The sequence below is a fragment of the Deinococcus sp. JMULE3 genome (genome assembly GCF_013337115.1).
GTDB lineage: Bacteria > Deinococcota > Deinococci > Deinococcales > Deinococcaceae > Deinococcus.
Map to the genome: position 1 here is coordinate 1,815,087 of NZ_SGWE01000004.1, position 12,431 is coordinate 1,827,517.

At 67.4% G+C, this 12,431-nt stretch carries 15 protein-coding genes; 4 read left to right on the forward strand and 11 right to left on the reverse strand.

Translation table 11 applies throughout. The features are described 5' to 3' along the window. Positions 1 to 193 precede the first annotated feature (193 nt). The 6 genes from EXW95_RS11705 to EXW95_RS11730 form a co-directional block, all read right to left on the reverse strand. Positions 194 to 664, reverse strand: coding sequence for a hypothetical protein (locus tag EXW95_RS11705; protein WP_174367596.1), 471 nt, complete (start codon positions 662 to 664; stop codon positions 194 to 196). Positions 665 to 919: 255 nt separating this feature from the next. Beyond that, positions 920 to 1,471 (reverse strand): HD domain-containing protein, encoded by a 552-nt coding sequence (locus EXW95_RS11710; RefSeq protein ID WP_174367597.1) that lies wholly within the window; start codon positions 1,469 to 1,471, stop codon positions 920 to 922. A gap of 91 nt (positions 1,472 to 1,562) precedes the next feature. Beyond that, complete coding sequence (locus EXW95_RS11715) at positions 1,563 to 2,120, reverse strand: HNH endonuclease (RefSeq protein WP_174367598.1); 558 nt, start codon at positions 2,118 to 2,120, stop codon at positions 1,563 to 1,565. 101 nt (positions 2,121 to 2,221) lie between these two features. Then, positions 2,222 to 2,905, reverse strand: a complete 684-nt coding sequence (locus EXW95_RS11720; protein ID WP_174367599.1) for a MarC family protein — start codon at positions 2,903 to 2,905, stop codon at positions 2,222 to 2,224. An 89-nt stretch (positions 2,906 to 2,994) separates the two neighbouring features. Further along, positions 2,995 to 3,705 carry a hypothetical protein gene (locus EXW95_RS11725; RefSeq protein WP_371810033.1) on the reverse strand — a complete coding sequence of 237 codons (711 nt, stop codon included), beginning with the start codon at positions 3,703 to 3,705 and terminating at the stop codon, positions 2,995 to 2,997. A 97-nt stretch (positions 3,706 to 3,802) separates the two neighbouring features. Continuing rightward, entirely contained in the window at positions 3,803 to 4,192 is a 390-nt protein-coding gene (locus EXW95_RS11730) for a Fur family transcriptional regulator (protein ID WP_174367600.1), read from the reverse strand. A 272-nt stretch (positions 4,193 to 4,464) separates the two neighbouring features. Between EXW95_RS11730 and EXW95_RS11735 the strand changes: the two genes are divergently transcribed. From EXW95_RS11735 to EXW95_RS11750, 4 genes are all read left to right on the forward strand, one after another. Further along, entirely contained in the window at positions 4,465 to 5,385 is a 921-nt protein-coding gene (locus EXW95_RS11735) for a biotin--[acetyl-CoA-carboxylase] ligase (protein ID WP_174367601.1), read from the forward strand. 31 nt (positions 5,386 to 5,416) lie between these two features. Further along, a complete protein-coding gene (locus EXW95_RS11740) occupies positions 5,417 to 6,001 on the forward strand; it encodes a biotin transporter BioY (RefSeq protein ID WP_160980464.1) in 585 nt (194 codons plus the stop codon). A gap of 328 nt (positions 6,002 to 6,329) precedes the next feature. Next, positions 6,330 to 7,031 (forward strand): hypothetical protein, encoded by a 702-nt coding sequence (locus EXW95_RS11745; protein WP_174367602.1) that lies wholly within the window; start codon positions 6,330 to 6,332, stop codon positions 7,029 to 7,031. Between the two features lie 42 nt (positions 7,032 to 7,073). Then, on the forward strand, positions 7,074 to 8,381 hold the full coding sequence (locus EXW95_RS11750; protein ID WP_174367603.1) for a hypothetical protein: 1,308 nt from the start codon (positions 7,074 to 7,076) through the stop codon (positions 8,379 to 8,381). A gap of 54 nt (positions 8,382 to 8,435) precedes the next feature. On the opposite strand, the gene recA is transcribed toward EXW95_RS11750, so the two are convergent. The 5 genes from recA to EXW95_RS11775 all read right to left on the reverse strand — a co-directional run bounded on the left by recA (position 8,436) and on the right by EXW95_RS11775 (position 12,414). Beyond that, entirely contained in the window at positions 8,436 to 9,500 is a 1,065-nt protein-coding gene (recA, locus tag EXW95_RS11755; RefSeq protein ID WP_160980460.1) for a recombinase RecA, read from the reverse strand. Beyond that, a complete protein-coding gene (thpR, locus tag EXW95_RS11760) occupies positions 9,497 to 10,234 on the reverse strand; it encodes an RNA 2',3'-cyclic phosphodiesterase (protein WP_174367604.1) in 738 nt (245 codons plus the stop codon). Before thpR ends, recA begins: the two co-directional genes overlap by 4 nt. Continuing rightward, positions 10,231 to 11,442, reverse strand: a complete 1,212-nt coding sequence (locus tag EXW95_RS11765; RefSeq protein ID WP_174367605.1) for a CinA family nicotinamide mononucleotide deamidase-related protein — start codon at positions 11,440 to 11,442, stop codon at positions 10,231 to 10,233. Before EXW95_RS11765 ends, thpR begins: the two co-directional genes overlap by 4 nt. A gap of 105 nt (positions 11,443 to 11,547) precedes the next feature. Continuing rightward, entirely contained in the window at positions 11,548 to 11,877 is a 330-nt protein-coding gene (locus EXW95_RS11770) for a four-helix bundle copper-binding protein (protein WP_174367606.1), read from the reverse strand. 210 nt (positions 11,878 to 12,087) lie between these two features. Next, positions 12,088 to 12,414 (reverse strand): hypothetical protein, encoded by a 327-nt coding sequence (locus EXW95_RS11775; protein ID WP_174367607.1) that lies wholly within the window; start codon positions 12,412 to 12,414, stop codon positions 12,088 to 12,090. Positions 12,415 to 12,431: the final 17 nt, after the last annotated feature.

A 12,431-nucleotide genomic window follows, 5' to 3' on the forward strand; every position in this document is an offset into this window, starting at 1 on the left:
CGGCTGGCGCGGACACCCGGCCCGGCAGTCGCGCGCCGCCCCTCCGGGAACAGGAGGCGCGGCGCTGAAAGGACTGAAGAGAAAGCGGGGTTGGGGTCTGGCTCGCGGTGGGGGATCACCCACCTGCCACCCGATACGCACTGTGCGCGGGAAAGGTTTCCGGCGTGTCAGCCCGTCGCCCCTCCTTTTGTGGTTACCGGTAGCGGGCGAAGGCGTCGCGGCTGGCGTAGTTCTGCCGCCCGCTGCCGTCCGTGAACTGCGTCAGCGCCTGCACGTCCAGGCGACCCTTATTGAAGTTCATGACCAGCGTGGTCGTCGCGAAGCCCTTGGCGTACACGGCGGTCGCCGTGAAGTGGTTGCTGTCACTGACGGTCGTGCCGTACGTGACCATCTGTGCGCTGCCCCAGTCGCAGTCGTTCGGGTGGCAGCGCCCGAAGACCTTCACGGTCATCTGCCCGCCGGCCGCGCGGGTCACGTTCACGCGGGTGATGCCGCTGGTCGTGACGTTGCTGTTCACCCAGGTGCCCGTCATGTCCGCCGGGGCGGCATACGCGCGTTGTGGGGCGATCAGCGCGCCCAGGCTCAGGGTCGCCAGGGCCAGCGCACTCAGGGAACGGGGGGTGAGGGGGCGGGGGGCGGCGGCGGTCAGGGTGCGGGTGGTCATGATCGGATCTCCTGTTGGGCGTGAGCGGGGCGGGCAATCGAGGGTGAACAGTCGCGGTTGGAAGGCCAGTCGGTGTCACCTCCTGCGGGTGGGGATTCCGGCGTCTGGGACGCCTTCCCGTCTGGTGCCCCCACCGTACGCGCCCCCCCGTGAGCGGGCCATGATCGCCGCGCGTCAGCCGCGCATCAGGCATGATCGGCACGCGAAACGCCCGCCTGGACGCAGCATCCAGGCGGGCGGGGGCGGGGGAGAGGCTCAGCCCGGTTGCGGTTCCGGCTGCATGTCCTGCATGGCGCGCAGCACCCGCGTCATGTGCTCGTCCAGGTCCACGCCCAGTTCCCGCGCGCCCTGCTCGACCTCTTCACGGTTCACGCCTGCGGCGAACGCCCGGTTCTTGAAGCGCTTCTTCAGGCTGCTCAGTTCCACCAGCCGCACGTCCCTGTCCGGGCGGACAAGCGCGGCGGCCTGCACCAGACCGGTCAGCTCATCCACCGCGAACAGCGACTTCGACAACCGCGACTCGCGCGGCGTGCCCGTGTAAGCCGCGTGCCCCATGATCGCGTCCAGCACCTCCGGCGGCGTGTCGGTCTGCTCGCGCAGGAACGCCACGCCCCAGGCCGGGTGCTCCTCGGGGTGCAGCTCGTAATCGAAGTCATGCAGCAGCCCCGCCACCGCGTACAGCTCCTCATCCTCGCCCCAGTGACGGGCGTAGGCGCGCATCGCGGCCTCCACGTTCAGCATGTGCCGCTGCAACGACACGCTCGGCGTGTGCGCCACCATCAACTCGTAGGCCTGATCCCGGTTCATGCCGCAGTCTAGAGGGTTGGATGGTCCAAGAGTCTCAAGGTCTGAGGGTCTAAGGGTCGCAGCCTTAGACCCTTGACCCTCTGACCTTCTCTCAGCCGCCCAGGTAGCGGGTCCACTGGGGTTGCCAGTGGGCGAACTGCCCGTGGGCGTACACGCCGAAGGTGGGGGCGCGGGGGCGGGTGCGCAGGGGCATGGCGGCCTCCTCGGGGGTGCGGTTGCCCTTGCGCTGGTTGCAGGCGCGGCACGCGGTGACGACGTTCTCCCAGGTGTGCCGCCCGCCGCGCGAGCGGGGCAGCACGTGGTCCATGGTGAGTTCCTCCGGCGAGCCGCAGTACTGGCAGGTGAAGGTGTCGCGCCGCAGCACGTTGCGGCGGTTGAACGGCACCGGGTGCACGCGGGGGCGGCGGACGTAGCGGCGCAGGCGGATCACGCTGGGGACCGGCATGACCGTGCTGGGCGAGCGGACGACGTCGGTGCTGTCTTCCAGGATTTCCGCCACGCCGTACTGCACGAGCGTGATGGCCCGTTTGGCGCTGGTGACGTGCAGCGGTTCGTAGGACGCGTTCAGCACCAGCACCCGCGGCGCGTTCAGGTCAGCGGCGACCCGAGGTGTTCGGTTGGTGTCCGGCACGTCCTTTCTGGAAGTCATGCCCGGATTCTAAATCGTGGGGGTCAGAGGATTGTTGCGCTGACACGCTTAGTTTTCCCTGGGGATCGGGTGCGGCGAATGGCGTAGCGGCCCCGCGAGCGTCAGGCCAGTCCGGCGGCGCGCAGCAGGCCGAGGCCGGTCTTCAGGCCGCCGCGCAGCAGTTCCAGCACGCCGTCCGCGACGTACTGCACCGCCAGCGCGCCCAGCAGCACGCCCAGCACGCGCGTGACCACATGCACGCCGGTCAGGCCGATCACGCGGGCGATCTGCCCGGACAGGCGCAGCGCGAGGTAACACAGCAGCAGCACCACGCCTGTCACGAGGAACACGGCGCTCAGCAGCAGCGGGGAGCCGTGCGCGTCCCCCGCGAGGATCATGATGCTCGCCAGCGTCCCCGGCCCCGCGATCAGCGGAATCGCCAGCGGGAAGACGCTGATGTCCTGCCGTTCCTGCGCCTCCTGTTCCTCCTCGGCGGTTTCCTTGCTGCCGCTGGGCCGCGCGAAGACCATGTCCAGCGCGATCAGGAACAGCAGGATGCCGCCCGCGATCCGGAACGAGCTGAGGCTGATGCCCAGGTGCTCCAGCAGCGCCCGGCCGAACAGGCCGAACAGCAGGATGATGATCCCGGCGATCAGGCTGGCGCGCAGCGCCATGCGCCGCCGCTCGAAGCTGGGGCGGTTCCCGGCCAGCCCGATGAAGATCGGCGCCAGCCCGATCGGGTCCATCACCACGAGCATGGTCAGGAACGTCTGGAGGGCCAAGCTGGAGAGTTCCGCCACATTCACCGTCCGAGCGTACCACCCGCCCCCGCCGCGCACGTCCCCCGGCTGGACGGTCACCGCCCGCCGGGAGGGCTACCATTCATGGCTACTGTTCAGGGCTGGCGGGGACGGACGTTCAGTTCCAGCGTGCCGCTCGCCGGGATGCGCTTCCCGCCTTGCGTGATCACGGCGTTCACGCCCGCCGTGTACGAGTTCACGGGCGTGTTCGGCAGGACCCGGACCGTCACCGTGAAGTCCTCACCCGCGTGCACCTCCGTGCGCGAGGTCGTCACGACCACGCCCGGCGTGCTGGCCGCGCCGCTCACCGTGAACAGCCCCGGGTGCGTCTGGCGGGTGTAGCCGCCCACACGGGCCGTCAGGGTCCGCTCGGCGCCCGCCGCGAGGGCCAGCGCGCTGATGCTCTCGCCCCGCTGGCCGTTCACCACCTCGGAGATCACCACGTACCCACCCGCGCAGCCGGTGCGGCGCAGCCCGCCGATGTCCTGCGCGCCCACGAACAGCGCAGGCATCAGGGACGCCACGACCAGCCCCAGGCCCAGCGCCGCGCGGGCCGGGCGCCGCCAGTGAAGCGCCGTGAACGCCAGCCCGCCCGGCCCCAGCAGGAGCGGCACCAGCAGCGCCAGGATCGTGTGCCCCTCGCACGGGTCGGCCAGTAGCGCGCCGCCCAGCGCCCGCACCGCGAACGTCAGCGCCGCGCCCAGCCCCCACCCCAGCAGGAACGTCGGCAGGAACGAACGGGCGGTGTACACCGGAAACTCCGCAGCGTCAGGCTGCGCGGGGGGCTGGGTGGGCGGCACGTTCACCCGCGCAGCGTACCGCCCCCGGCCCAGGCAAGGCGTCCCGCACCCAGCGGAACCCCCTCCACCTGCGCGGCAGGGGAGGGGGTCTGAACGTGAACCGTCAGTTCTGCGTCTGGCAGGCGGGGCACACGCCCATGAATTCCAGGCGCACGTCCGTCACCTGGAACCCGGCAGGCAGCGCCGAGGCGGGCACGGCCGGCACGTCCCCGGCATCCACGTCGAAGATCGCGCCGCAGGTGCGGCACACCGCGTGGTGGTGGGCGTCGCCCTCGCGCCAGTCGTAACGGGTGGCCTGCCCGGCGCGTTCCAGCGTCACGACCACACCGTCGCGCACCAGGGCGTCCAGCGTGCGGTACACGGTCCCCAGGCTCACGCTGGGCAGCTGCTCGCGCACCTGCGCATGAATCCACGCCGCGTCCGGATGGGACCGGGCCGAGCGCAGCACGTCGATCACCGCTGCCCGCTGCTTGGTCTGCCGCACCATCGTCATGCACGCAGTCTACCAAACGCCGCCTGACGCGCCGATGACGGGCATGACAAAAGGGTGCTGGGGGGTGGGTAGTGGGTTGTGGGCTGGGTGGTGTCGGTCGGGAACGCCTCCCTGGAGGCCAGTCCTGCCACCCATCGGCGTTGAGGCTGAGGCAGCCGACCCACTGCCCACAACCCACTCCCCACTGCCCCCCTCGTCCCGTCATGCGGGTCGCTTGCTTGAACCCGGTTCATTGCTTTCGTTCAGTCGGGCGCGTACAACACTGAACGACCATGCCCGAGCGCCTCCTGCCCCTCCTGACCACGCGACCCCAGACCGGGGACGCGCTGGGCGCGCGACTGGGCGTGAACCGCGTGACGGTCAACACCCTGGCCCGCCGCCTGCAGGAAGGCGGGGTGCCGGTGCAGGTCAGTCGCGCCGGGTACGCCCTGCACCCCGACGCCCCCGCGCCCGCGCAGGTCACGCCGACCGGATTGATGGGGGCCGCGCACCGCTACCACGGCACCGTGACGAGCACCCAGGATGCCCTGCGCGCCTGGGCGGACGAGGCCCAGGCCCCCGCCCCGCACGGCGCGGTCCTGACCGCCGAACGGCAGACCGCCGGTCGTGGGCGGCGCGGGCGGGCCTGGGACACCACGCACGGCACGCTGGTGTTCAGCGTCCTGCTGCGCCACGGACCCGGCGGCGGCCCCCTGAGCCTCCCGCACCTGGCGTTGCTGCCCCTCGCGGCGGGCGTCGCGCTGGCCCGCGCGGCGGGCGTGGGCGGCCTGAAATGGCCGAACGACCTGCTTGCCCCGGACCGCCGCAAACTGGCGGGCATCCTGCTGGAAGCCGACCTGCGCGGCGAGGAGGCCCGCCGGGCGGTGCTGGGCATCGGCGTGAACGTCAGCGCCGCGCCGGACGGGGCCGCGCACCTGCGCGAGTTCCGCCCGGACCTGACCCGCGCGCAGCTCCTGACCGACCTGCTGCGGGAACTGCACACCTGGCTGGACGCCCCGCCGGACGACATGCTGCGCGCGTGGCGCGAGGCCAGCGTCACCCTCGGGCAGCCCGTGCGCGTGCAGACCCCGCAGGGCCCCGTGGACGGCACCGCCCTCGACCTCGACCCCAGCGGCAGCCTGATCGTCCAGACGCCCGCCGGCCCCCTCACCGTCGGCGCGGGCGACGTGCAGCTCATCGGCACCCTCACCTGACGCCCCCACCCCCACACCGGAGGACCCCACCATGACCCTGACTCACCCCACCCTCGCCCGCCAGCTCGCCCCCACCCCCAGCCTCCTGCGCGACGTGCTGCTCGTCGTGGGCGGCGCCGCGTTCGTCGCCGTGCTCGCCCAGGCCGAGGTGCCCCTCAAGCCCGTCCCGCTGACCCTGCAGACGCTCGGCGTGCTGCTCGTCGGCGCGGCCCTCGGCTGGAAACGCGCGCTGGCCGCCCTGGCCGTGTACGTCGCCGCCGGGGCCGCCGGACTGCCCGTCCTGGCAGGCGGGTCCGCCGGACTGATGAACGCCGCTGGGACCGGCATGCGCGCCAGCATCGGCTACCTGTTCAGCTACCCGCTGGCCGCCGCCCTCGTCGGCTTCCTGGTGGAACGCTACGCGCTGGACCGCAAGTTCCTCGGCACCTGCCTCGCCATGCTCGCGGGCAGCGCCCTCATCTACGCCGTGGGCCTCCCGGTGCTGGGCGCCCTGACCGGCCTGAAAGGCGGCGCGCTCCTGACCGCGGGCCTGACCCCCTTCATCATCGGGGACACCATCAAACTGCTGCTGGCCGCGCTGCTGCTCCCCACCGCCTGGAAGTTCATCCGCAAGTAATCATATGAACTCCGGTTGAAAGGTTTGCAAAATCTTTCAACCCGAGCGGAGCGAGCAGGAGAAAAACGGGTTCCGGGCGTGGAGTTGACAACCCGGTGCTGTTCCGGGTTGTGAACGAAACAGACGGAATCCGTATCAGCTGTCCGGACACGGCCCCCACCTTCACCCGGGTGGGGGCCGTCACCATGCCGCGCGGCGGCGGATAAGCGCATGTCTCCCACCTGGAGACCCGTGAGGCTGGCGTGCCTCCACTCTGCCGGGCGCGCGGCTGGGTGGGCATCCGCCGAAAGTGGCACCCGCGCGTAGGCCGGGCGGCGTACGCTGAGGCATGCGAAGGACGACAGTGGCGGTGTGGGCGGCCCTCCTGGGCGGCGTGGCGGGGGCGCAACCGGACGCCCCGGTGCTGCGCGGCACGCTGCCCGGCTGGGCGGACGGTGCGGGTTCCGTGGGGGTACTGCTGCCCTTCCCCGGTGGGGACGACCGCCGCATCCAGGCGGCGCGCGGGACGCTCGGCGCGGCGGGTGACCTGACGCTGCCGCTGCCCGACCCGGCGCGGCTGGCGGGCGCCCAGGTGCCGCTCGTGGAGTGGCTGAATCTGGAGCCGCTGGGCTGCGTGACCCGCAGCGGAAAGATCACGTTCAGTGACCCGGCGGCGCAGGTGTTCCCGCTGAACGAACTGCGCGTGGCCGCGGCCGGGCGGACATTCCCCAGCGTGGGCAGCATCGTGGGTGAGGACCTGTGGCAGCCCGCGACGATCCTGAACAGCGAGGTGGACCTGCTGGCCGGACAGGACGGGGCGGACGGCCGTCTGCGTTTCCAGCGGCTGGTGTTCAGCGCGGCGGACGTGACGGTCAGTGGCGAGGCCCGCTGCGTGCCGGACCGGGGTATGCCCGAGCAGCTGAGCGTGAACCTTCCCCTGCGCGCCGGGTGGAACGTCGTTCAGGAGGACGTGAACTACGCCGGGGAGGACGCGGAGCGCAGCCTGACCCTCGCCCCGCCGGACACCGTGACCGTCTGGCAGGCCCGCTAATGTACGGCGCGAAATGAAGATATTGAATCCTGGAGATAAAAAGTGTCGAATGAAATAATTGAAGATTTCGCTCATTCGTATAGACGTGAATATGACTTCTATTTTGCTGCATCCAAGTATTTGGCCGATTATGTAGAGGAAGGGCTTAAAGGAATTGGAGTGAGGGCTATAATTACATTTAGGGCTAAATCGCCGTCTAGCCTTAGGGATAAACTGATTCGGCGAAACGAAAAAATCCCCTACGAAAATAGAGATCAAATTTACGAAGATATATGCGATTTTGCTGGCGTAAGAATCGCACTCTATTTTCCAAGTGATAAGTCTATTGTTGAAGAATACATAAAGCAGGAACTGGATTTACAGGAAGTGAAAAAATTTCCCCAAGAAAATAATAGTTCAGTTTTTCCTGGATATGTGGCTGAACACTACAGAGTTAGGATTAAGAGCGACAAAGTTCCGCAGGAATTTAGTAGATTCTGCGATACTCGTATGGAGATACAGGTTGCATCTGTTCTTATGCATGGCTGGTCTGAAGTTGAGCATGACATAATATATAAGCCCTCGTCCGGTGAGCCTGATAAAGAAGAAAAAAGAGTATTGGAAATCATAAACGGTATCGTAGTTTCGAGCGAAATGGCTCTCGATCATTTAAAATTTTTAATAGATAAGAGGGCAAATGATAGAAGGAGAAAATTCAGGAACGTATATGAATTTGCTGGATTTGTTCATGATTTTGTCAAATCTAGGGATGGATCAAATTCAAGCTTGGCTAGTATACGTAATCCAGACTTCTTGTTTGAGGCGCTAAGCTCAAGTGGCATCAACACACCGGATGAATTAAAAAAAATACTCAATGCTACCCGATTCTCCTCGAAAAACTATCTAATTAATGTCCTTATAATTGAAACTTGGTTATCTCTGGATCCAGGAAGGTCTGATAATCTGATTTCTATAATTAACAAAAGATACGGTGGGTATTCCCGTTTGTCGGAAGACGAGAAAAAAGATATCAATCAATTTGTCAGGCTATACAGTCATATGATATCGTTTATAAACAAGTATAGTATTGACAATCTATCTGGAAAAAAGAGAAAATCATATAAAATAATCAGCAAAAGAAGACTGGAAGAATTGGGGTTTGATGCCAGCAATGTTAAAGATATAACTGAGCATTCGCGAGTAGTATTTGCCAACGTAATAAACGGCAGATTTAATTCAGTTTACGGTGAAATCGAGACATCTATGATAGAAATATATAATCTTCTGGTGGAAAAATCTGACTACATTCAGAGCTATGAGGATATAAGAACTATAAGTGAAATATTGTCGGAATATCAATTGCACTTATGAAGGAATGTGAAACCGCCCATATTTAAAAATGGGCGGTTGAGAAGAATGTAAATTTTATTCCGCGACGGTGGGCACGGCGGCGAGCGGGTCGCGGCCTTCCTTGATCGCGCCGAGGACGCGGGTGCGGATCTCGGCTTCCATCTCGGGGCGCTCCGCGATGTACGCGATGGCTTTTTCCTTGCCCTGGCCGATGCGTTCGTCGTTGTAGGAGTAGAACGACCCGGCCTTCTTGATGATTTCCATGTCGCTGGCGAGCGTCACGAGGTCACTGAGCTGGTCGAAGCCCTTGCCGTACATCAGAGTCAGTTCGACTTCCTTGAAGGGCGGCGCGACCTTGTTCTTCACGGTCTTGACCTTCACGGTGTTGCCGATGGCGTCGTTGCCCATCTTGACGGGCTGGCCGATCTTGCGGACGTCCAGGCGGACGCTGGCGTAGAACTTCAGGGCGCGGCCGCCGGTGGTGGTTTCGGGGTTGCCGTACATCACGCCGATCTTCTCGCGGACCTGGTTGATGAAGATGGCGGCGGTGCCGGTCTTGCTGAGGATCGCGGTGAGTTTGCGCAGCGCCTGGCTCATCAGGCGGGCCTGGAGGCCGGGGAGGCTGTCGCCCATCTCACCCTCGATTTCCGCGCGGGGCGTCAGGGCCGCGACGGAGTCCACGACGACGACGTCCACGGCGCCGCTGCGCACGAGGAGTTCCATGATCTCCAGTGCCTGCTCGCCGTTGTCGGGCTGCGAGACGAGCAGTTCGTCGGTGTTCACGCCCAGCGCGCGGGCGTACACGGGGTCAAGGGCGTGTTCGGCGTCGATGAACGCGCAGGTGCCGCCGGCCTTCTGGGCCTGCGCGACGATGGCCAGCGCCAGGGTGGTCTTGCCGCCGGATTCCGGGCCGTAGATCTCGGTGATGCGGCCCTTGGGCACGCCGCCCACGCCCAGCGCGAGGTCCAGGCTCAGGCTGCCGGTGCTGACGGCCTGCACGTCGAGTTTGCTCTCGGCGCCGAGTTTCATGATGCTGCCCTTGCCGAACGCCTTCTCGATCTGGCTCATGGCGGTCTCGATGGCCTTGGCGCGTTCCTTGGCGTCGGTGGGGGCGGCGGTGATGTCTTTTTCTTTGCTCATGGCGTCTCCTGAATAGCCTCGTCCGGGGCCGGTTCGGTCGCGGGGGCGGGGGTGGCGGGGGTGCCGCGCAGGCGGAAGGTACTGACGGTTTCGTGAATGGGGCCGGTCTTGCGCAGGATGCTGCGGTGCAGCCCGGCGCTCCCGGCCGTCCAGTGTTCGGGGAAGAGGATCGGGGGGACGCGCGGCGCCGGGCCCTTCTTGCGGGCCAGCGTGACGTGCGCCTTGAACGGGAGGTCGTCGGTGCTCAGGCCGAGCGCCTGGATTTCTGCGCGCAGCGCGGCGGCCAGTTCGTTCAGGCCCTCGGCCTCGACCTTCACGAACCACACGCGGGGGCTGCCCTCGTTCGGGAAGTACCCGGTGCCGCGCAGTTTCAGGTCCAGCGGCGCGGCGTCCGTGAAGAGGCGCGTGCCGAGTTTCTTCAGGTCGTCCACCCGGTCATGCGGGACAGCCGGGAGGTACGCCAGCGTCACGTGCATCTGGTCGGCGGGCACCGAGCGCCAGTTGCCGCGCAGTTTCCCCTGCGCCGCGACGAGCGCGGGCGTGACGTCCGCCGGGACGGGCAGCGCGAAGAAGAGGCGCTGCGTGGTGGGCGTATGGGTGTCGGGCGCGCCGCGTCCCTTCCCGGCAGCTTTCGCGCCGGGCCGGGCGCCGGACTTGCCGCCAGCTTTGGGTCCGGGCTTTTTGCCGGGCTGGCTGGTGGGACGGGCAGGTCGTTTCGGGCGGGGGTCGGTCATGCCGTCCATCCTGGCAGGGTGCGGGCCGCGAGGGCCAGCGCCGCCACTGCCGCCCGCTCGCGTAGCTGCGCCGGGTCGCCCGGCCAGTTCACGCCTGCCACCGCGACCTGCGCGCCGTCACTCAGGGCGACGTGCGCCCGCCCGGCCCCCTCGCCACTGGTGCAGACGACCACCGCGAGGCCCAGGTCGGCCCCCAGGTGCTCGCGCGCGCCGTCGGCCAGTTCCCGCGCGCCCGCCTCGCTGACCAGTCCGTCCCCCTGCAGGGTCACGGGGGTCAGGCCCAGCGTGATCAGGCGGCGGTGATCCTGCGTGACCGCCGCGTCCAGGAAGCCCGGCTGCTCGGCCAGCAGGGTGCACAGCACGCCCGCGCTGCCCGCCTCGATCACGCCCAGGGTCCGCCCGGCCAGGGCGGCCTGCACGGTGCCCGCCAGGGTCTGGTCGTCCTCGCCCCAGGTCCACTCGCGCAGCACGCCGCGCACCTCGTCCAGCACGGGGGCCAGCAGCGCGCGGGCCTCATCGGGGGTGGGGGCGCTGGCCGCCACGCGCACGTCCACGCCGGTCAGGCGGGCGTACGTGGCGACACTGGGGTTCGCCTGCCGCGTCAGGTGCCCCAGCCGCTCGGCGATCAGGCTCTCGCCGATGCCGTGCGTGTGAATGGTGACGTGCTCCAGCGCCGTCGTGGGCAGCGGCAGGCGCGGCAGGACCTGCTCGGTCCACATGCGCCGCATCTCGCGCGGCGGGCCGGGCAGCGCCGCGATCAGTTTCGGCTGCCCGCCGCGGGTGGTGCGGACGAACCAGCCAGGCGCGGTGCCGACCGGGTTGGGCAGCGCCTCGGCGGACGGGATCAGCCACGCCTGCTTGCGGTTCGTGTCGGGCATGACCCGGCCACGTGCCTCGAACAGGCCGCGCAGGTGGGTCAGCTGCGCCTCGTCCACCTGCGGCGTCTCGTTCAGCGCGGCGGCGATGGCCTCGCGGGTCAGGTCGTCGTCGGTGGGGCCCAGGCCGCCGCCCAGCAGGAGCAGGTCGGCGCGGTCCAGCGCCCGTTCGATGGCCGCCTGAAGTCGCCCGAGGTTGTCCCCGACGACGGATTTATGGTGCAGCGTCAGGCCGCGCGCGCCCAGTTCACGGGCGACGAACGCGGCGTTGCTGTCGACGATCTCGCCGAACAGCAGTTCTGTGCCTACACTGATGATTTCTGCTATGGGCATAACAACCTCACCGGAGTATAGGCCAAAGCGAAACTCGCGTCCACCCCTGCCCAACCCGGCACACCCACCCCCGCCGCCCCCCTGACCCCAGTCAGGACGCCGGGTTCAGGCCGCCATCTTCCGGCACACCTCCGCACACTGACGGCAGGCCTCCGCGCAGCGCTGGCAGTGGTCATGGTGGTGCTGGCCGCACTCGGCCGCGCAGGCCTCGCACGCCTCGGCACACAGCGCGCACGCCCGCGCGTGCAGGTCGCTGCCGCGCATCAGCAGTCGCGCCGTCAACGCGCACACGTCCGCGCAGTCCCGGTCCAGGCGGACGCACGCCCGCATCATGTCGAGATGCGGCTCGGCCAGACACGCCGTCGCACACGCCTCACAGGCCGCCACGCAGGCCAGACACGCATCGATGCACTCCCGGATCATGGCTTCAGTCATGCCCCACCGTCCCACCCCCGTCCCGGCCGGGGATGGGAGCCGGATTCAGACCCCCTTCACGCCAGCGGCAACTCGAAACACAGGCTGTTCTCCACGCCCACGGACACCCCGCGCGGCAAGGGCAAATAGGGGAGTGGGAAGTGGGTTGTGGGGAGTGGGGGGCCTTGATACGGGCGGGGGCGTCTCGCACACGCTGTTGACCATCACCCATCACCCGCTGATCAGTTCCGCTTCCCATTCGCTGGCGGGCGTGCGGTCGTCGCGGGTCTGTCCGGCCTGACTGGCATGCTGGGTGAAGCGTGACAGGGTCCAGCTGTGGTCTCCGGCGCGCAGGGTGTACGTACCGTGCTCGCCGGGTCCGGCCACGCGGCGGCCGCTGTCGCGGTACGTGACCTCCACCGCCTCCCCGACTGGGAGCGCTTCCAGTGTGGACGTGAGAACCGCTCCGTGAAAGGAACGCTGCGGATCCGTGGCCTCCCCCTGCCACGCCCCGCTGAGGCACACCACCACGTTTCCGGCCGCGCTGCTGTTGGTCATGCCTCATCAGGACACGT